Raw genomic sequence first — 19,489 nt, forward strand, 5'->3', positions numbered from 1 at the left:
GTCGAAAGGGACCAGATGGAATGACTGAAAAAACCCGCAGTTCGCGTTTCGGGTCAATCCTATGTCTGGTCGCCGCTCTCTATTTCTTTGGGGTCGTCGCATACGCGCTGATGAATTCAGCGGAATTTGCCAATGGAACCGCGCGGCTGATCCGGTACATTCTGGCCCCGGGCGCGATTGGGCTGGTGCTGGCCTTATGCGCGGTCTTTTTATCAGACGAAGGCAGGCTGACAGTTGGCGTGAGCGCTGTTTCCCTGTTGGCGGCTCTGTTCGCATTCGAGGCCTATCTGACAATCAAGATAATCCCCGGGCGTCTGGGGCTGGTCGGGTTTGTCGGCGATGACGTAAGCGTCGAAGAATACAAGGAAAACCTGCCGCCCGGCAGGACGATGAAACATGTGAACGATGAGTTGGATACTCAGCTGCTGGAATCTGCGTATCTGGCACCGATGCCGGGTGACAAGATGCTGCTGTGCTCGGTGCTGGGCGAGCCGGTGACCTACACGCCTGATCGTCTGGGGTTCCGTAACCCCCCTTCGGTCTTTGAAAACGATGTGAATGTGATGCTGCTGGGCGACTCGTTTTCCGAAGGCTTTTGCCTGAGAGAAGGTGAGCATCTGGCGGATAAGCTGCGTCAGGACATTCCAAGCCTGCTTAACACCGGTCACAGGGGCATTGGCCCGCTGTATCAGCTGGCGGTTTTGGGTCGGTACGGACCAGAGTTTCAGCCCGATCTTACGATCTTTTCATTCTTTGCGGGCAATGACTGGCGCAATCTGGAACGAGAGCTTGAGAAGCCGTGGCTGCGCGAAGCACTCGACCCGGCTGTAGATTTTGGCCCGATCGAGCATCCGGATCAGTCGGAATTAACCGCTCCGGTGATATCCGGATGGTGGGCAGAGACCACTTTATCCTGGGGCGACTACCTGCGGGCGCAACGGGTGTTCAGGAACTTTCTGGCATTGCAGAAAACGGCCGAGATTCTTGGGATTCACTATCCCAAAGCGACCGATGAGAACCCGGTATTTGCGGATGTTCTGATCCGGGCAAAGCAGATAACATCACAATGGGATGGTGAGATCGTCATCGTGTATGTGCCGACGGTCAGTCGCTATATGGGTCTGGTCGCCCAGCCCTTTATCCACGACCCGCTGCGAGTATTGGTGAAAGATGCGGCTGCGCAGGCCGGGCTGGACGTGATAGACTTAACGGATGTTATCGAAATGCAAGAGGATCCGGCATCGTATTATGCGCCGGATTCTCATTTCAACGAAGCAGGCGCAGAACTGGCCGCTCGGGCAATTACAGAGGGGCTGCGCCAACGCAATTTGATAGAACAGTAACGAATTGGTGTGTTTTGCCAGGGCCGCGCAACAGGCGCGGTATTGAGGTGTGAAATGAAGATTTTGTCATTCAAGTCGGGTCACGACGGTACGGTTGCGGGTATTGATGCCCAAAACGGTAACCTGCTGTTTTCCTATGAATCCGAGAAAGACAGTTTTCCCCGCAACACGTCAGTCACACCGGATACATTTATCGACTCTGGCCTGTGGTTCCGGGACTTGCCTGATATCCTGGCCCTTAGCGGCTGGTCAACGACCGGAACACAACATGTGACGACCTCGGGGGCAGGATATTTCGGCATTGGCGAAGGTGCTCAGACCGTGGGGAAACGAACTTTTTTTGGCAAAGAGATCGACTTTTTCTCATCGACCCATGAAAGGGCACATATTTGGGGCGCTTATGGGATGTCTCCGTTTCGTCAGGGTGAACCTTGTTATGTGTTGGTTTGGGAAGACACGCTTGGCGATTTCTACAAGATTGATGAAGATCTAAAGCTGTCTCATGTTGGTCGGGTGATGACCGGGCCAGGTGCCCGATATTCATTCCTGAGCGCACTGGTTGATCCCGATTATCCCGTGCTTTCGCGTGAACAACGGCGTGAGGATCCCGGGAGGATGATGGCGGCATGTGCCTATGCAGAGCCCGGTTCACATGACGCGGATGAACATGCGCTGATAGATTATCTTTTGTCAGATCAACCATTGGCCGAAATTCTGCGCAAGGATCGGTTGACCGATTCCCCGTTTTTCAATGTCGGAATGCACAGCCAGCAGTTCAGTAATCTTGCACAGAAACTCTCGGATGCGATTTTTTCACGGTTCCTTGCCTTTGCCAAACAGAACCTGACAGAGGGTTATCCGCTGGTGATTGCCGGCGGATGTGGATTGAACTGCGATTGGAACACCAAGTGGCAGAATTGCGGCTTGTTCCGAGATGTATTTGTACCACCTTGCAGCAGTGATTCCGGCTGCGCCATAGGAACTGCGGTTGATGCCATGCGCCACTATACGGGCCAGGCAAAGCTGGATTGGACGGTTTATTCCGGACAGTCCTTTGTGGATGATAAAATCGACAGTAGCGGCATGCGGGTCAGCGAGCTACGTCTGAACGATGTCGCGGATGCGTTGATGTCCGGTGAGATCATCGGTTGGGCCAGAGGGAACTGTGAAATCGGTCCGCGCGCATTGGGCAACCGCTCGATTCTGGCGGCCCCGTTCCGGGCCGAAACCCGCGTGCGCCTGAACAGGGCTAAAAACCGGCCGGATACAAGCCCCGTGGCCCCATCCTGCCTTGAGGAAGATGTCAGCCAACATTTTGAGTGGGAAAACTCCGCGCCTTATATGTTGCATCTGCAGAAGGTGACCAATCAGAACCTGGCCGCGATCACGCATGTAGACGGGACAGCAAGGGTCCAAACAGTCCGCCGGGATCAGAATGCTTTCTTTTACGACCTGCTGAACGCATTCAAGTCGGCTTCGGGCACGGGTGTATTGTGCAATACGTCACTGAACTTTCGCGGAGCGGGGTTCATAAACAAAACCAGTGATCTGCATCACTATGCAAGATCGGCAAAGCTGGACGGCTTTGTCGCAGGAAACACGTTTTACAGGTTTAACTAGTAATATTGGCGCGCTTGCGGTGTCGCCGCACTTTTGGAGGTTAAGTACTTTGTCGTATGAATCAGGTCTGCAAAACTTTGAAAGACGCCGCCTCTTAGCTTCTGCAACAGCAAGGATTCCGGCCTATTGTCTCTTGTGTGGAAACATTGAGCAAATAACGACAAGAAAACTCGGAAAAATGGCCAAGCTGTCCAATCAATAGGATAAGAATTCGTTCGAACATGGGCGCAGCATCAAAGATTTGTATTTCAGGCGACGGTGATCTTGGTCGCTACAAGGGACGATAGAGAATGGATCAAAACCATATCGCAAACCAATTTGGCCAGCAGCGTCTGGATGGCATATGGCGGATGATTTACCGTCATCTGAAGTTGATCCTCGGAGTGACCGCAGCTGTGATCGTCGGCACGTTTATGGTCGTCAATCAACTGGACCCAAGATACAAATCCCGCGCCGAAATCGTTCTCACATCTCTGGATATGCGCGTCCGCGCCGACAGTGTCGAACTTGAATCCTACGAGCTGACCCGCACTTTGATTGAAACCGAAATCGACATCCTGCGGTCACGGGAGTTTGCGGCAGAGGTCGCCCTGGCGCTGGACCTGTTCGAGAATGAGGCTTTTGCCGGGGCGCAAAACCCCGCAAATCCGCAATCCATATCCGTTATCCGCAATCGTGTAATCGACAATACACTGTCGACATATAACGTACTTCGGCAAGGAGAGAGCCTTGCGATTGAGATCATCTCAACAGCCGAAGACCCGCAGCTGGCAGCCGATATTGCCAATACTGTTGCAGAAACCTTTATCCTTCGCCTGCAGCAGCGGCGGCAGCAAGGTCTTTCATCTTCCATTTCTTTTCTTAAGGACCGCGTAAATGAACTGGGTGACGAACTGACCCGTGACGAACTTCAGATGGCGGCCTTTATTCTTGAAGAAAATCTGGCGGATGAATCCGTGCCGGGTAGGCTTCGGTCGGAACTTGCGCGGCTGAACTCGCAAAAAGATGTGCATGAGATCAACGGAGCCAGCAGCGAAGAGGTCGACAAAATTGCTGACCAGATTGCCGTTGTTGAACAGGCATTGCGCAGCCGGACCGGTTCGGAAATTGCATTGCTGCGGATGGAACGCGCGCTAGAGCTTCTTCGGATCCGGTACCAGACGACGATTGAAAAGCTGAATGATTTCGAAACCCAACAACAGTTTCTTGGCCAGGCGGTTCAGCAGGTTTCGGTTGCTCATGCGCCGACTTCGGCATTCTGGCCGAATACCAAAGTCGCCGTCGCAGTCAGCGCGATTGTCGGGTTCTCTCTGGCATTTGTGATCGCCCTTTTGATGGAGGGCAGCAACACGCGGATCGTCAACGAAAACCAGATCGAACAGCAAACCGATCTGACCAATCTGGGTTTCCTGCCGGATACGGTGATGGATTCGGACACGGATGGTCAGCAGGAGTTGTTGCGCTTTATCCGTGATCAGGGCCGCTCGCCTTATGTCGAGGCGCTGCGCAGTGTTTTGACGATGTGGTTTAACACAAATGATGACGGCAGCATCGTCATGGTTACCTCTGGTGTTCCTGGAGAAGGCAAGACCGTGGTTGCGGTTTCGCTGGCCCTAGTGGCGGGTACAGATGGGATGCGCGTTCTATTGTTGGATATGGATAACCACCGTTGCCGTGCCTCAAAAACACTGGGTCTTAACGGGGCGGCCCCGGTCGAAATCGAGGACGCGCTTAGCGGTGCCGTGCAACCCAGCCAGATTTATGTCGATGGCGAACGGGTACCGGGGGTTTCGTCGATCAGTCTGAACCTGCGTCCAAAAATATCCCGCAAGCAGTTGATGCAGCAACTTGGCGAATACGGGCGCATGTTGCGCAATCAGTACGATCTTGTGTTGGTCGATACGCCGCCGACATTGGTCATTGATGACACGATCCGACTTGGGCCGCTTGTCGACGGTACGTTCTTGGTGGTGCGCTGGGGGCAGACCACCGAAAAAATTCTCAAGGATGCAATCGAAAAGCTGCGGATGAGCAATATCAAGATTTCCGGTACGATCATGAATGGTGTGAACATGCGGAAGCAAAGGCAATATGGGTATGGTGCCTATACATATCATTACTCGGATGAGCCTGGGAAAAGCAGCTGATTACGGTTCGCAGACCCTTGTAGGATTTGTTAGATTGGTGATTGGGTATTGGTTTTTATTTGCGAATATGAGGGCACAGCGCCCGCGACGCTTTTGCGGCGTGGTCCAATGACCGGCAGCCGCCAAGGGGTGGAATTGGCCGGTCGTTTGTGCGGCGGGCGGGTGGGTCAGACATGACCTCTCAGCCCGGCGCAACCTCAATCCCGACTGCTGTGCTTCGGCGTTTACTGCGCAATCTGAAATGGATCTTTTCCTCTCAGATAGCAGTCGCTTTGCTGGGCCTTGTGTTTCTGCCGGTGGCCGCCCGCGCACTTGGGGCCGCAGGCTTGGGGGTAATGGCAATAGGCGAGGCCTATGCGCGGATCGTTTCCCGATTCCTTCATCTTGAGCCCTGGCAGGCGGTGATTAGATATGGAAGCACTGCGCTGGAGGAAGAAGACCGCGAACGATTTCGCCGACTTGTCGGGCTGTCGGTCCTGATTGACGTGGTTGGGGGCGTATTGGCCGCCGGCGCTGCGATCGCATTCGCACCGATCATCGCCGGATGGCTGGGGCTGGATCAGGATCTTGCATGGGTGCTGCCGGTCGCATCGCTGGGAATTCTGGTTTCGCTGAGGCCAACCGGGTTGGCTTTGTTGCGGTCCTTCGACCGGTTCGATCTGTTGGCCAAACTGGATATTTTTGCAGCGTCTGTGCGGATGGTGCTGGGGGTGATTGCCTGGCAACTGGGGTTTGGGCTGCCTGGCTTTGTCGCGATATTTGTTGCTGTCAGCCTTTTAGACGGCGTTCTGGCCTTTGCCGCGGGGCTGCGAGAAATGTCGCGGAATGGCTATGGCCGTCCGATGCTTGGAATAAAACAAACTCTGGGTGAAAATTCCGGGTTTCTGCGCTTTGTTTGGAACAGCAATCTCTCTGTCATCTTGCGTCAGACCACGCAGCGCCTGGACGTGATCATATTGGGTGTTCTGATTTCACCGACGATGGTGGGATATTACCATATCGCGAAACGGTGCGGCGAAGCTGCACTGCGTCTTGGACGACCGCTAAGCCAGGCGATCTATCCCGAGTTCACCCGGTTTGCCGCCCGAAATGAATTTGACCGTTTGCAAAAAATGCTAACGGGTCTCAGCGCCGGGTTCTGGGGGGTAATTGCCCTTGTCTTGATTCCAGTAATCTTGATGCTGGAACCGATCGTTACTGCGATTTTTGGCGTGGATTATGCCCCCGCAGTACCGGTCGTACGCGTGCAGGCAATCGCGGTTGGTATTTATCTTGGTGGGATACTGCTGAACCCTGCACTGCTGAGCCTGGGGCAAGACCGGGCTTTGGTTCGGATCGGTTTGTTGAACACTATTTTGTTTCTGATCCTCATTGCACCGTTGGTTTCTGTTTTGGGCGTGGTCGGTGCCGCTGTGGCGCATGTGCTGTGTAATTCCGTCTGGCTAGGGCTGTGTGTGTTACACTTGCGGCGTACATTGCTGAACCCTGCATTACACGGAAAGGAGCAGGTGCGCCCATGAGACCTGCATCGGCCCAATCAGTTTCCTTTGGCAAGCCGACCAATGGAATCGGCTATTTGCCAAGCGTAGACATGGCAGCTCTCTATTTCCTGATGGCGGCTGTAGCCCTGGCGCCGATGAACTATCTCAGAGTGGATTTCGTCTATTTCACCCTCTCGGATTTCTTCTTTGTGCTGGCTGGGTTTGTCATGCTGGCAACTGGCCAGCTGCCGGTTAAGATATTCGGGCCCGCAAGCGGGTTCTGGTACAGTTCGTTCCTGTTTTTCACAGGGGGCCTGACCATAGGTTCGTTGATCAACGGAGATCCGACCGAGCTGCTGACCGTGTTTGTTCAGTACTTCTTTTCTTTGATTGTGCTGCCAATCCTGATCGGCAATCGAAGCTTTGATCAGATCGTCCTTCTGATGAAGGCATTTATTATTGGTATGGGCATTGTTGTGCTGTTTGGCATCTATGCAATCAATTTCATGGAAGACCCGACACACCGGTTTGTATCCGCCAATGGTCGCATGCTTTCGCTGGTCGAGCGGGCAAATGAATGCGCGCTCATGCTGGCGATGGCCATCGTTTTCCTGCTTAGCCTGATCCTGCAGAAGCAAAGCAGCCGCATCTGGGGGCTGATCGTGCTGCCAATCCTGTTTTACGGCGTCATTCTGACCGGTTCGAATTCTGGTCTGATCGTGACCATAGTGGGGACTGTCGCCATTATCCTCAGCAGCGGGTCCCCGCGTCATGTTGTGATCCTGATCGCCAGCACGTTGATTGCGGTTTTGGTGGTCCTGAACTTTGGTGAGCTTTTCTTGCCCGAGGTCTTTCGCGAACGAGTTCTGAATGCCGTTCTTGCAGGTGACATTAGCCAGGCGGGCACGTTCTCGGACCGGCTATTCCTGCTGCAAGAGGCCTTCGAGGTATCCCGTGGCACTTTGTTGATCGGGCTGGGTGCAAACCAGTACAGCCTGGCCAGCGAACAGGGAATCGTGGTTCATTCGGCCTATTTGCTGACTCTGTCCGAAGGTGGCTTGATTTCTCTGCTCGGTATGGTCGGCTTTATTTTGGCCAGCATATACTTGGCCTGGATGGCCATTTCTGTCGGCCGCTCGCCATCGGTCGGGGCACTGACCATCGTTGCCATGCTGATGTATGTCGTGCTGCTTGCCGGGGCGACGACCTTTTATGCCCGGTTCTGGAACGTACCCTTTGTCCTTGCCATTGCGCTTAGCGTGTCGCGCCTGCCGGTGTTAGGACCAACGAATACACTTAGGAGATTGTCGTGAAATTATTGCAAAAACTGATGCTTTCTGTGATCGCGGCTTCGGCTTGTTTTATCGGTGCGCTTCAGGCCGAGGAATATGTTCTGGCACCGCAGGACAAGATCAATTTGCGTGCGATGCGTTGGGATCCGGTGGTTGCGTCTTTTGTGAACTGGCAAGGCGTTTCCGGTGAATATGCGCTTTCTTCGGGAGGAATGCTGATGGTGCCTCTGGCCGGTCAGGTTCATGCTGAAGGGCGAACGACCGAAGAACTGGTACTGCTGCTGGAAACTCAGATGCGCACTCGCGTGGGGATGGCAGAACCGCCTCATCTGGCGATCGAAGTCATCGGCCATCTGCCTGTATACATATTGGGGGATGTCCAGATTCCAGGCTCGTACCCCTATCGGCCACAACTGACCGCGCAGCAGGCGATGGCGCTTGCGGGCGGGGAATACCGGTTGCCGTTGCAAAATGACGTAGGAACGAACTTTACCGGGTTGCGGGTTCAGGGTGAAGTTCAGTTGTACAATGAACAGATCGAAGCTTTGCAAGCCGAACAACGCCGACTGCTGGCTGATCTGTCAACACTAACCCCGGACGGTGGTGATGCCAAAATTGAACCCCCGCAAGGTCTGCAGGGGGAGATTCTGCAAGCGGATCAACAGGCCCGGGAAGGGCAGGGTGAACGCATCATCCAACTACAGGAAACCCTCAAAGATCAGATCGATAGCCTCGAACGGCAGCTGGAATTGCGCGCAAATCAGATCGGGATCACGCGCAAAGATCTGGATGATGCTTTGGCACTACAGAAAAAGGGCCTTACGGTCAGTTCCCGCGTGTCATCTCTGTCCAACTCGCTGAACGACCTGGAAAGCAAAAGCGTGGATATCGAGATCGCTCTGGGCTTGGCCCGGCAACAGCTGAACCGCGCGCAACGCGATGAGCTGGAGTTGCTTGATACCGCGCGCTCGAATGCGCTGGTGCGGCTGAATCTGGTGCAGATCGAACTTGAGGATTTGCAGACCCGGCTGGGCACCGCGAAAATCCTGCAGGCCGAGCTGGCAGCGCTTGGCGTTGTTGAAGAGGTTGATGCGGTCGAAGAGATCGTGATCGTATACTCGGTCACCCGCGCGGCCGGAGGAGCCGCAACGGCGATTTCGGGTGACACTGTCTTGTCCCCCGGGGATACGCTTTCGGTTTCTCGAACCTTCGTCACGCAAACACAATAGATTTCAGTTCAATGATTTATGGTTCAGCGCTCGGTTCTGATGTCCGGCGCTGAGCCAAAAAGGCGGCAGGCCAGAATGAAAAAGATACGCGTTTTATTTCCCTTTGCAGGTTGGGCAGATCTGGGCGGCAGTCATGTTTCCGCGCTCAAACTTGCGTCCTGTCTGGATCGGGATCAGTTTGAACCATTGGTCCTTTGCCACAACGAAGCTGGGTCGGTTGGGCAGTATGCTCAATCGCTGGGTCTGAATGTCGAAGTTTTGCAGGGCCCCAGGCTTATGGGCCCTCCAAACAACAAAACGGATGCAGATGTTGGCTTTCCGGAATACTGGACCCGGACCTACGGCCAGCTCGTCCGGTTTTTGCGGGACAAAAAGCCAGATATCGTCCACACAAATGAGGGCCGATTGCATGTGAATTGGGTGTTTCCGGCCAGGCGGTTGGGGATCAAGCATATCTGGCACCACAGGCAGGATCCACGCGCGGTAGGCGTTAACTATGTCGCGCCGGTGTTTTCGAACCGTATCCTAAGCGTGTCGTATTTTTCGAAACCCTCGCGTCCGATACGCTCGGTTGACAAAAAGTTTCAGGTCATCCGCAGCCCCTTCGACCTGAGCATTCAGCGCCCGGATCCAGACGCGGCGCGTCGGATGATCCTGAACGAAATCGGTGCGCCGGAAAATGCAGTTCTCTTGGGATATTTTGGCCATCTGGAACCGCGAAAACGGCCGGTTCATTTTGTCCAAAGCCTTGTGGCCATTCAGAAACAGTTTGGGGACAGGCCGGTACATGGCCTGCTGTTTGGCAAAGTACTCAATCCCGATGACGGGTTGGACTCAGGCTCCATGGACGTGGCCCGAGAACAGGGGATGGGCGCGCAGATTCATATGATGGGTTTTCGGCAGGATGTTGAAAAGTGCATGGTCGCCATGGATGCCACCCTTGTGCCGGCCTTGAACGAGCCATTTGGACGCACCTTGATCGAGGCCATGCACCTTGGGCTGCCCGTTGTGGCCACACGGCACGGCGGCAATGTCGAGGCAATCGATCATGGCAAAACCGGTTTTCTGGTAGATCCGCAGGACCCCGAGGCCTTTGTTGAGCCGGTCGTCTCTCTGATTGAGGGCCCGAGCCTGAGACAGCAGGTAACACAGGCTGCATACCAATATGTGCAGGATAATTTTGGGTTGGATAAACACGTGGCCGAAGTGTCCGACGTGTACCGAGAATTGGTTTCGTAATCCGGATGCGAAATGTAAGGTTTTGGGGGTAAAATGGGTTTGCCGAACGAACGAAAAATAGATTTCCTGATTTTCGGTGCTGCGAAATGTGCGACCACTTGGTTGCAGAATTCATTGACGGCTACACCGCAAATTTTCATGCCGGATCCCGAGCTGCACTATTTCTCGGATCATTATGACCGGGGGGCGGTCTGGTATCGCGATCAATACGAGGGATATTCAGACCAGAGTATCGTAGGCGAAAAATGCAATACCTATCTGACACATCCAGAGGCGGCCAAAAGGATTGCCCGTGACTATCCTGATGTCAGGTTGATCCTGCAGATGCGCGATCCGGTTCGAAGGGCCTATTCCGACTACTGTATGCTGTATCGCCGGGGCACTGTTGGGGACGACATTCATCGGTATCTGGACCCTGACAAGGCTGGTGATGAAAGGTTCCTGCACAATGGTAGATATGCCTATCACCTGCGCCGTTTCTACGATCTGTTTCCGACCGATCAGATTCTGTTGCTGGCCTACGAAAACACGATCTCACAACCGGTTGAAACCTTACGCCGTGTTGCCGATCACATCGGTTATTCCGGCGTCGTGGAGCCGCCACTAGAAGAGCGGGTCAAAAACAAAAATACGCCAATCGTGCCCTTGCCTCTGAGGCGGGTTCTGGCGCCGCTTCGACCGTTGCTTGACCCGATCCGGCATACGGGGCCGTTAAAGGCCATTCGCAGAGCGGTGGCGCGGCAGGTGGAATACCCTGAATTGCCCGATGCTTTGGCGCATAAAATGGCCGATTTCTACAGGCCAGACGTTGCCGAGCTTGATGCGATTGATCCGGGTCTCAGCCGCGGGTGGCGCAGTTTCTCGGATTAGACGTCAGCTTAGAATGGGTGTGGATCAGTCGGTGGCAGTCGAGGGCAGCGTGGTATCGCTGTCGATCAGCCCCATTTTCCGTAGCAGGATCGTGTTGATCCGCGCGACGTCAAACTCTTGCTCGGCACGCGCCCGCGCGGCCTGACCCATGGATTCGATTAGGCTCCGGTCTTCAACGAATTTTCTCATCGCATCCGCCAGCCCCTCTGGATTGCGTTTGGGGACGATAAACCCGTTTTCCCCGTCGCTGATCGCATCGGCGCATCCCGGGGCATCGGTCGTAATGACGGCGCGCCCTGTCGACATCGCCTCAAGAATGGCGCGGGGGATGCCCTCACGATAGACGGTGGGCAATACGAAGACCGAACATTCCTTGAGAAATGGCCGAACATCCTTGGTTTCGCCTAGATACTCGATATGCCCCTGCTGGCCCCATTCTTCGAGCTGCTGTGCGTTTACCGAGTCCGGGTTGTCGTCCAGCGGGCCCAAAAGCTGACAGCGAACTTCAGGGAATTGTTCCCTAAGCTGCCGGGCGGCCTCGGCATATTCGAACACGCCCTTGTCACGCAGCAAACGTGCGATCATCAGGAACACGGGTGGATCCGTAGGCTGATGGGATTTTGCGTATCTGGCGAGATTGACACCGGAACCGGGCACAATCGACAGCGCGGCCTGAGGTGCCAGCAAACGTCTGCTGCGAAACTCCTCGGCGTCGACCGAGTTGTAAACCAGAACTTCGTCGGCACCTTTCAATCCGATGCGGTAAAGGCCTGTCGCCACCGCTCTCAACACTTTTCGGCGCAGGGTCAGTTCGGCATCCGCAAATACATAACCTAAACCGGTACACATCGCGAACCGCCGGCGAACGCCGGTCACCCGCGCCGCAAGGCCGCTGAAGATGATCGGCTTCATCGTATAGGCAAAGACGATATCGGGCCGTATTTCCCGGCAGATCCCGATCAGCGTGAACAGGGTGGACATATCCTGAAATGGATTTAACCCCGCGCGCGCCATGGGGATTTGCCGAAATGTCACGCCGATCTCGGCAAGGGCTGCTTCGGTCGCCGCATCGTTTTCTGGTGCGCAAGCAAGTACGTCTGCGCGTTCAGCAAGCTCTTTCAGCAGGTCATAACGAAAATTGGTCAAAGAGGTCGTAAGATTGCCGACAAACAGAACTTTTGGACGTCCGCCAGTTGTCGAACCTCGTTCGGCAGGTACGGCTTGGGCACCGGAAGCGGTGTCGGGAAAATCACTCATCAAAGAAACATTTCAAACTTTAAAAACCAAGGTTGAGGCGATGCTGATCCATGTCGCCGAAGCTGTCAACGGCGCTGTCACCAGAGCCGATTGTTGCCTATTTTTCACCTCTGACTGTCTGCGGCCTGATTGTTGAAAAATCACGCCGTTAAGTGACCTGGAACCTTGCATAAGCAATCGATTCAGGTCAGGTTTTGCCTGCCGCGGCACAAAAAGATATTTCCGAACCTGCGGAGTTTGTTTCCAATTCAGGCGCTTGCCGCCAAAAATTTGTTAATTGTTGAGTTTGCCTGACCATCCTCGGATGGGTTGGCGTGAGGTAAAGAAATGATCCGGAAATCCTGCTGTCTAAATTTGAGCAATAATAGGCTTGGCCCATCTTCCATCGGCTATCCTCTGGCCGCTTATCTGAAGGGAAACAGCTGATGCCCAAATGGCCATTCTTCGAAGAAGATGAAATTGATGCTGTCAGCGCAGTGCTAAGATCCGGTTGCGTGAATGCCTGGACCGGCCCCGATGTCAAAGAATTCGAACGTGAATACAGCGCCTATACCGGCGCGCAGCATGCGATCGCCATGGCAAATGGCACGGTCACTCTGGACGCCGCGCTGCTGGCGTTGAACATCCGACCCGGAGACGAGGTTATCGTCACACCGCGTAGCTTTATCGCGTCTGCCAGTTCGATCCTTCTGGCCGGTGGCAAGCCGGTATTTGCAGATGTGGATCGTGACAGCCAGAACATCACCGCAGAAACGATTGCACCGGTTCTGACCGACAGAACCGTGGGGATTATCGCGGTCCATCTGGCCGGGTGGCCATCGGATATGGCGGGTCTCATGGATCTGGCGCGCAGCCGCGACCTCTGGGTGATCGAGGACTGTGCGCAGGCGCATGGTGCCATGATCGGTGACCAGCACGTGGGAACCTTTGGCACCTGCGGCTCGTATTCTTTCTGTCAGGATAAAATCATCACAACCGGCGGCGAAGGCGGAATGCTGATCACCAATGATGATGAGCTGTGGTCCAAGGTCTGGAGCTATAAGGATCACGGTAAAAACTATGAACAGGTGTTTAACAAAAGCCACCCTCCGGGGTTTCGCTGGCTACATAGTGGCCAGCCGGGCACCAATCTGCGGATGACCGGGCTTTCCGCCGCCATCGGGCGCATTCAGCTGGCGAAATTGGACGGGTGGCGCGCCCATAGAACCAGAAATGCCGAGATTTTGGCGGGAGCTCTATCCGGATGCGCTGCGTTTCGGGTATCTGTTCCACCTGCCGGGCTGACACACGCCTATTACCGGTTTTATGCGTTCATAAGACCTGAGAATCTGGCCTCGGGTTGGAGCAGGGATCGCATCATAGCTGAGATTTCTGAGGCGGGTTTCCCCGTGTTCTCGGGCAGTTGTTCTGAAATATATAGAGAAGAGATGTTCGCACGCCTTGGTGTTGGCCCGGTTGATCCCTTGCCGGTGGCGAAAGAGCTTGGTGAAACCAGCCTTGCTTTTCTGGTTGATCCGACCTGGTCGAATCAAGACATTGTCGGACTGGCCGAATTTGTACGCGAAATCGGAGATCGGGCGCGTGCATAGGCAGTTCACACCGCCGCATCCAGGGGCGTGTCTGAAGGTTCCGACCCGGCATGTGCCGCCGGATCAGGTTAGTGAGTTTCGGGTGTTGAACGGATGATCATGCATGTCATCACCGATTTTTCCGGTCAGGGCGGGGCCCAGGCGATGCTGGCTCGGCTGGTTGCCAAATCCGGGGATCGGGTATTGGTGGTGTCGCTGACGGAGGTTTCGGACAGGATCAAAAGCCAATGTGCAAATCCAAACGCCGTTCTGATCGGATTGAATGCCAGATCACTGTCGTCCATGCCCCGCGCGATATTGCAGATATCGCGTCTTATCCGTCAGTATAAACCGCAGGTGGTTCTGTGCTGGATGTACCATGCGATGGTCATCGGGCTGATTGCCAGCTGGATATCAGGTCGAAAGGTGCCAATTTACTGGACGGTGAGGCAGGCTTTGGACGATACCAGCTCATTCACGCGCAGCACGCGGATTGCCGTTGATCTGTGTCGGCGTTTGTCGGGCAGGTGTGCAGGGATCATTTATAACTCGCAACGCGCATTGGATCAGCACGCGAAGAACGGGTTTGCTGCTGCGCGGTCTTGCGTCATTCCGAACGGTCTGGTCATGCCGCAAGTGAAATTGGTGCGGAACGATCCGCCCAGGGTTTTCGGGATTGCGGCGCGGTTTCATCCACAGAAGGATCACGAAACCCTTTTTCAGGCTCTGTCCCTGGCGCTGCTGTCAGTCCCCGATCTGCGCATCATCGCGGCCGGAGAGAATATGTCGCCTGAAAACTCCGAAGTACAATCATTGCTGGCGCGCTATAACCTGACTGCCGACAATGTAGAGCTGTGCGGCGACCTGCATGATATGGCTGCATTCTACAAACGGATTGATGCGCTGGTGCTTTCATCCCGAACCGAAGGGTTTCCGAATGTCATTGTCGAAGCGATGAGCTATGGCCACCCCGTTGTGTCGACGGATGTGGGTGATGCGGTGGTGATCATTCGCGACTGCGGATTGATCGTACCGCCCCGCAACGCGGAATTGCTGGCAGACGCTTTGGTCCATGCCGCAAATTGGTCGGCCCCAGAGTATCTGGAAAAAAGAGAAAAAGCCCGGGCGATTGTGGCCAGTACCTACCAGCTTGACCGCATTGCCGCGCAGTATCGGAACATTTTGGAGAGCGGCAGTCTTGATCCCGATAAGATTGCCTCTCAGCCAGAACAGAAGGGGATCTGAGCGATGTGTGGCATCACCGGATTTATCAACTTTGGCACCGTTGATCGGTCTCAGGCCTCATCCGTCCTTGGCAGGATGTGTCAATCGATTGAACACCGTGGCCCGGATGGAACCGGGTTGTTTGTGGACCCGGATCAGGGTGTGGCCCTGGGGCATCTGCGTCTGGCCATTATTGATCTGTCGGAAACCGGGGTCCAGCCGATGGATTCCGCAGATGGTCGGTTCACCATTGTGTTCAATGGAGAGATCTATGGCTATCTGGAACTGCGTCAGGAATTGCAGGATCTGGGCATAAGCTTCAGGGGCACGTCCGATACCGAAGTTTTGCTGGCGGCGATGCAGCTTTGGGGTATCCGCAAGACACTGGACCGCGTCCACGGGATGTTTGCCATTGCCGTGTTTGACCGGAAAACCCAAAGCGTGACACTGGCGCGCGACCGGATTGGCAAAAAACCTCTCTATCTGGGCCTGGCCGGGAAAACCGTTCTGTTTGGGTCCGAATTGAAGTCACTGCGCGCGCATCCGGAATTTGGACCGGCAGAGGTGGACCGCGCAGCCTTAGGATCGTTTCTTCGGTTGGGATATATTCCTGCGCCGCGCACGATTTACCCAAATGTCCTGAAACTACCTGCGGGCTCTATGGTCGAGATCAAACTTGACACCCCACCGGCCTCGTTGGATGCGCTTCTGCAAGGGATCGAGCGGTTTTGGGATATCGAGGCCGTAGTCACCGAGGCGCGCGCAAACCCCTATCCTGACGATAAAACGGCCATAGCTGAAATCGAATCCGAACTGCTGCGCGCGGTGGGCGAGCGGATGGTTGCGGATGTGCCGGTTGGGACCTTCCTGTCGGGTGGCATCGACTCGTCGCTGATCACCGCGATGATGCAAGAGCAATCCAGCAGGAAGGTTCCCAGCTTTACCGTACGCTTTGAGGACGAAGACACCAACGAAGCCGACCATGCAAAAGCCATCGCCGAGTATCTTGGGACGGATTACCACGAGGTGACGGCGACGCCGGAAATGGCGTTTCAAGCCATCGAAGGCTTGCCGCAGGTGTTTGACGAACCTTTCGCCGACCCGTCGCAACTACCAACCCTGCTGGTTTCGCAACTGGCGCGCCAGCAGCTTAAAGTCGTCATGTCCGGCGACGGCGGTGACGAGTCGTTTGGTGGCTATGCCCGATATGTTCGGATGCAGGCCTTTGAGCGCCTGAAGGGCAAGATGCCCGACCTGGCAATTCAAGCCCTGTCGCAGGCGCCGCAATCGGTTCTTGCCGCTCTGGTGCCAGTCCTAAGGCCATTCGCCCCGCGCAGCATGCGCGATGATCTGAGCGCCGACCGTCTGGCCAAGCTTGCGCCGGTTCTGCAGGGACGAGAGTTCCAGTGCCGCTATCAGGCCCAGTTTTCGATCTGGTCCTCCGGTATGCTTGGAAAGTCCGGCATCCCGCTGGGCAATGAGATCGGAACGCATGATTTGCCCGCAGGGTTGAGCCAGTTGGACAGCATGATGTTGTTGGATTCGCTCTATTATTTGCCGGATGATATTCTGGTGAAGGCCGACCGCACTTCGATGTCGGTGGGCCTTGAGATGCGCGCGCCGTTGTTGGACTACCGCGTTGTCACCGCCGCCTGGCGCTCTTCGGCATCGCTTCGGTGCGATGGGAAGGTTGGCAAGGTGGCATTGCGCGAGCTTTTGAAAAAGCGGGTCCCGCAATCGCTGTACGACCGGCCCAAACGCGGGTTTGGTATACCGCTCAACGCTTGGCTGCGCGGGCCCCTAAAGTCCCGTGTTTCCAGCATTCTTCTGGATGGGAACGGGCTTGAGGGTTTCGTGGACAAGGCAGCGCTGGAAAAATGCTGGGCCGAGCACCAATCAGGCAAACGCAACTGGGGTGCTCAGCTGTGGACGGTCTTTATGTTCCAACTATGGTCCGAAGCGTGGATGCGCTGATCACAGCTTGGCGATTTTGCGACCAGGTCAGTCAGATAACTGACCTGACCAAGACAAAGCCCTCAGCCGCGGCCCGGTGAACCGTCGCGCCACGCAATGTTGCCAACGCTTTCAAGCTCTGAACCGAACGCTCGTGCGGGGGCTGTTTGACCTGGCTTGCAAATAGCTGGAAGGCTTCCAGTTTACGCTCCAATGTATCCGAAATGTCCACAAACATGTTCGGCACGAATGGCGGCGTCAGATATGGCGCGTTCCAATTTGTCTCGGAAAGCGTCTCATAGGCCGCGATCGTCGTCGGGTATTTGTCCTGATAAGGTCGGCTTGCCACCAAAGTCGAAAGGAAACTCAACTGGTGGTCCAGATGGATGTCGCCGGGATGCGGCGCCAGGATGACACTTGGGTCGAGATCGCGGATCAGTGTTCCCAGACCTGCGTTCAGGTCACCATGGGGGTGCTCAGCCAGTTCAGCGGCAGGGAAATCCAACCAATGCGTATGCGTCACACCAAGATGCTCATGTGCGGCCCTGGCTTCGGCCTGTACATTGGCGATCTGTTCCGTGCTGAACCGGGGCGACCGACCCGTTGTGACAATCGCGATATGGACTGCGCGACCTGCATCTGCCAGTCGTGCGATGGTGCCGCCAGCCCCAAGGACTTCATCATCCGGGTGCGGAGCAACCACAAGTACCGGTCCGTCCTGTCCGTCAAAAGGTGTCAGCGCTGTCATTCGGAATTCCTGAGCTTTGAGTGCAGATCGGGCGGCGCATCGGCGCCGGTCCAGTTTATGATGTCCAGACATTTCCCATCCCCACAGGCGACCGTAAACCGGTTTCCTTCGATGGCCTGTATCTGACCAGGCAGGCCGATATAGTAGCCCTGCAGGGCGGTGTTCTGTACACCCAGCAGGACCAACTTCTCACCGGATGCAGAATACGTGTAAGCGCCGGGATAGGGCGGCCCGACTGCGCGTATCAACCGGTTAATCTCTGCCGCCGGTCTGGTCCAGTCGATCAGGCCGTCCTCGGGCCGCCGCCGCGCACAAAGGCTGATCCCGGTTTCCGGTTGCGGCGCCGCCGGGATGTCACCTTCGGAGATTTGTGTCAAAAGCTGAGGCAGCAGCTGCGTCAGGGCCTGAAGCGCCCGGTCATACAGCTCGCGCGCTGTTACCGTGTCGGGATCGACCGCATATCGAGCTTGCGCCGCAATCGGGCCGTCATCGGCCCCTTCGCCAAGCCAGAACAATGACGCGCCTACATCGGTTTCGCCCAATATGACAGTCCAGGGGATCACACCGCGTCCGCGCAGACGGGGCAGTGCGGATGGGTGAAACCCGACGCATCCGATCTTTGCCTGGGCTCGAAATTCCGGCCCGCATATCTGAGACCACCCGATGACCAGTATCAGATCAGGTTTTACGGCTTGAATGGTTTTGATTGTTCCGGCCGAGTCACTTTTGGCCGTATAGTGGACAGGAATATCATACCGATCTGCAGTGGGTTTGAGATCTGCAAAATCAGAGTGCCGGTGGGACAAGTCCGGCGGTAGTGTCACCACCAAATCCGGTACAAACCCTCGGGCACATATGGCGGATAAGGCGACATGCGATCCTTCGACCGCCCCCACAAATACCGTCTTCATGCAGGTGTCTCCTTTCGGCTGTCCAGCCAGTTGTCTGCGGCCTGAATTCGGTCAGGGCGTTTATGCTCTCCGGCCAAGGCTACCATAATGGTTTCGAACAATATCTTCAGATCAAGCGACAGTGACCGGTGCGCGACATACCATAGATCCAGCTTTAGCTTCTCGTCATTTGAAAGCGCGGTATTGCCGCTGACCTGAGCCCACCCTGTCAGACCGGGCCGAACCGTGCAGCGCACCCGCCCATTGTCTCCAAACTCTTCGATGGTTTCGGGAAGCAGGGGACGGGGGCCAACAAGGGCCATATCTCCGCGCAAGATGATCACAAGCTGGGGCATCTCATCCAGCCTTACGCGGCGCAGAAGCTTGGTGGTTTTTGTCTGACGTTCCGAATCTGGCAGCAAAGCCCCGCTTTGATCGCGTGTGTCGGACATTGTTCTCAGCTTCCAGATGCGAAAGACGCGCCCGTTGCAGCCTGCCCGCCGTTGGCCAAAAAACAAAGGTCGCCCGACCGAAAACAGCACAATCACACAACCCGCCAGAAAAAAGGGCAGCGCGATCGTGCCCGCGATCAGGCAACACAGTATTTCGAGAAATCTGTTCATATTCA

Annotated in this window: 15 protein-coding genes; 11 read left to right on the top strand and 4 right to left on the bottom strand. The window is 55.4% G+C overall.

Translation table 11 applies throughout. The features are described from left to right. Nucleotides 1-20: 20 nt before the first annotated feature. The 8 genes from FN806_RS08800 to FN806_RS08835 all read left to right on the top strand — a co-directional run bounded on the left by FN806_RS08800 (nt 21) and on the right by FN806_RS08835 (nt 11,221). The gene (locus FN806_RS08800) at nt 21-1,343 is read left to right on the top strand and encodes an alginate O-acetyltransferase AlgX-related protein (protein ID WP_185956662.1); all 1,323 of its coding nucleotides are present in this window, start codon (nt 21-23) and stop codon (nt 1,341-1,343) included. 54 nt (nt 1,344-1,397) lie between these two features. Further along, nucleotides 1,398-2,963: a carbamoyltransferase C-terminal domain-containing protein gene (locus FN806_RS08805; RefSeq protein ID WP_142636188.1), complete on the top strand. Its 1,566-nt coding sequence runs from the start codon at nt 1,398-1,400 to the stop codon at nt 2,961-2,963. Between the two features lie 290 nt (nt 2,964-3,253). Continuing rightward, nucleotides 3,254-5,110 carry a GumC family protein gene (locus tag FN806_RS08810; RefSeq protein WP_142636190.1) on the top strand — a complete coding sequence of 619 codons (1,857 nt, stop codon included), beginning with the start codon at nt 3,254-3,256 and terminating at the stop codon, nt 5,108-5,110. A 173-nt stretch (nt 5,111-5,283) separates the two neighbouring features. Beyond that, a complete protein-coding gene (locus FN806_RS08815) occupies nt 5,284-6,630 on the top strand; it encodes a lipopolysaccharide biosynthesis protein (protein ID WP_142636192.1) in 1,347 nt (448 codons plus the stop codon). Further along, nucleotides 6,627-7,904, top strand: a complete 1,278-nt coding sequence (locus FN806_RS08820; RefSeq protein ID WP_142636194.1) for an O-antigen ligase family protein — start codon at nt 6,627-6,629, stop codon at nt 7,902-7,904. The genes FN806_RS08815 and FN806_RS08820 overlap by 4 nt, the downstream gene beginning before the upstream one ends. Beyond that, nucleotides 7,901-9,112, top strand: coding sequence for a polysaccharide biosynthesis/export family protein (locus tag FN806_RS08825; protein WP_142636196.1), 1,212 nt, complete (start codon nt 7,901-7,903; stop codon nt 9,110-9,112). The genes FN806_RS08820 and FN806_RS08825 overlap by 4 nt, the downstream gene beginning before the upstream one ends. A 75-nt stretch (nt 9,113-9,187) precedes the next feature. Next, nucleotides 9,188-10,351: a glycosyltransferase family 4 protein gene (locus tag FN806_RS08830; RefSeq protein WP_185956663.1), complete on the top strand. Its 1,164-nt coding sequence runs from the start codon at nt 9,188-9,190 to the stop codon at nt 10,349-10,351. A 33-nt stretch (nt 10,352-10,384) separates the two neighbouring features. Beyond that, nucleotides 10,385-11,221, top strand: a complete 837-nt coding sequence (locus tag FN806_RS08835; RefSeq protein ID WP_142636200.1) for a sulfotransferase family protein — start codon at nt 10,385-10,387, stop codon at nt 11,219-11,221. Between the two features lie 24 nt (nt 11,222-11,245). Here the strand turns inward: FN806_RS08835 and FN806_RS08840 are convergent, their stop codons facing one another. Beyond that, nucleotides 11,246-12,478 carry a glycosyltransferase family 4 protein gene (locus FN806_RS08840; RefSeq protein WP_142636202.1) on the bottom strand — a complete coding sequence of 411 codons (1,233 nt, stop codon included), beginning with the start codon at nt 12,476-12,478 and terminating at the stop codon, nt 11,246-11,248. 425 nt (nt 12,479-12,903) lie between these two features. On the opposite strand from FN806_RS08840, the gene FN806_RS08845 reads away from it, so the two are divergent. From FN806_RS08845 to asnB, 3 genes are all read left to right on the top strand, one after another. After that, on the top strand, nt 12,904-14,067 hold the full coding sequence (locus tag FN806_RS08845) for a DegT/DnrJ/EryC1/StrS family aminotransferase (protein ID WP_142636204.1): 1,164 nt from the start codon (nt 12,904-12,906) through the stop codon (nt 14,065-14,067). A gap of 93 nt (nt 14,068-14,160) precedes the next feature. After that, nucleotides 14,161-15,291 carry a glycosyltransferase gene (locus tag FN806_RS08850; protein ID WP_142636206.1) on the top strand — a complete coding sequence of 377 codons (1,131 nt, stop codon included), beginning with the start codon at nt 14,161-14,163 and terminating at the stop codon, nt 15,289-15,291. Between the two features lie 3 nt (nt 15,292-15,294). Next, nucleotides 15,295-17,244 (top strand): asparagine synthase (glutamine-hydrolyzing), encoded by a 1,950-nt coding sequence (gene asnB, locus FN806_RS08855; protein WP_142636208.1) that lies wholly within the window; start codon nt 15,295-15,297, stop codon nt 17,242-17,244. Between the two features lie 31 nt (nt 17,245-17,275). Here the strand turns inward: asnB and FN806_RS08860 are convergent, their stop codons facing one another. The 3 genes from FN806_RS08860 to FN806_RS08870 are packed head-to-tail and all read right to left on the bottom strand — an operon-like array spanning nt 17,276 to nt 19,484. Continuing rightward, nucleotides 17,276-17,971: a PIG-L deacetylase family protein gene (locus FN806_RS08860; RefSeq protein WP_142636210.1), complete on the bottom strand. Its 696-nt coding sequence runs from the start codon at nt 17,969-17,971 to the stop codon at nt 17,276-17,278. Further along, nucleotides 17,968-18,882 (bottom strand): methionyl-tRNA formyltransferase, encoded by a 915-nt coding sequence (locus tag FN806_RS08865; protein ID WP_142636212.1) that lies wholly within the window; start codon nt 18,880-18,882, stop codon nt 17,968-17,970. The genes FN806_RS08860 and FN806_RS08865 overlap by 4 nt, the downstream gene beginning before the upstream one ends. Beyond that, on the bottom strand, nt 18,879-19,484 hold the full coding sequence (locus tag FN806_RS08870; RefSeq protein WP_142636214.1) for a sugar transferase: 606 nt from the start codon (nt 19,482-19,484) through the stop codon (nt 18,879-18,881). The genes FN806_RS08865 and FN806_RS08870 overlap by 4 nt, the downstream gene beginning before the upstream one ends. Nucleotides 19,485-19,489: the final 5 nt, after the last annotated feature.

The organism is Ruegeria faecimaris, assembly GCF_900182615.1.
GTDB lineage: Bacteria > Pseudomonadota > Alphaproteobacteria > Rhodobacterales > Rhodobacteraceae > Ruegeria > Ruegeria faecimaris.

Excerpts from the sequence above, each read along its gene's own strand:
- FN806_RS08800 (WP_185956662.1), top strand. The coding sequence starts at position 21 with ATGACTGAAAAAACCCGCAGTTCGCGTTTCGGGTCAATCCTATGTCTG.
- FN806_RS08805 (WP_142636188.1), top strand. The coding sequence starts at position 1,398 with ATGAAGATTTTGTCATTCAAGTCGGGTCACGACGGTACGGTTGCGGGT.
- FN806_RS08810 (WP_142636190.1), top strand. The coding sequence starts at position 3,254 with ATGGATCAAAACCATATCGCAAACCAATTTGGCCAGCAGCGTCTGGAT.
- FN806_RS08815 (WP_142636192.1), top strand. The coding sequence starts at position 5,284 with ATGACCTCTCAGCCCGGCGCAACCTCAATCCCGACTGCTGTGCTTCGG.
- FN806_RS08820 (WP_142636194.1), top strand. The coding sequence starts at position 6,627 with ATGAGACCTGCATCGGCCCAATCAGTTTCCTTTGGCAAGCCGACCAAT.
- FN806_RS08830 (WP_185956663.1), top strand. The coding sequence starts at position 9,188 with ATGAAAAAGATACGCGTTTTATTTCCCTTTGCAGGTTGGGCAGATCTG.
- FN806_RS08835 (WP_142636200.1), top strand. The coding sequence starts at position 10,385 with ATGGGTTTGCCGAACGAACGAAAAATAGATTTCCTGATTTTCGGTGCT.
- FN806_RS08840 (WP_142636202.1), bottom strand. The coding sequence starts at position 12,478 with ATGAGTGATTTTCCCGACACCGCTTCCGGTGCCCAAGCCGTACCTGCC.
- FN806_RS08845 (WP_142636204.1), top strand. The coding sequence starts at position 12,904 with ATGCCCAAATGGCCATTCTTCGAAGAAGATGAAATTGATGCTGTCAGC.
- FN806_RS08850 (WP_142636206.1), top strand. The coding sequence starts at position 14,161 with ATGATCATGCATGTCATCACCGATTTTTCCGGTCAGGGCGGGGCCCAG.
- asnB (WP_142636208.1), top strand. The coding sequence starts at position 15,295 with ATGTGTGGCATCACCGGATTTATCAACTTTGGCACCGTTGATCGGTCT.
- FN806_RS08860 (WP_142636210.1), bottom strand. The coding sequence starts at position 17,971 with ATGACAGCGCTGACACCTTTTGACGGACAGGACGGACCGGTACTTGTG.
- FN806_RS08865 (WP_142636212.1), bottom strand. The coding sequence starts at position 18,882 with ATGAAGACGGTATTTGTGGGGGCGGTCGAAGGATCGCATGTCGCCTTA.
- FN806_RS08870 (WP_142636214.1), bottom strand. The coding sequence starts at position 19,484 with ATGAACAGATTTCTCGAAATACTGTGTTGCCTGATCGCGGGCACGATC.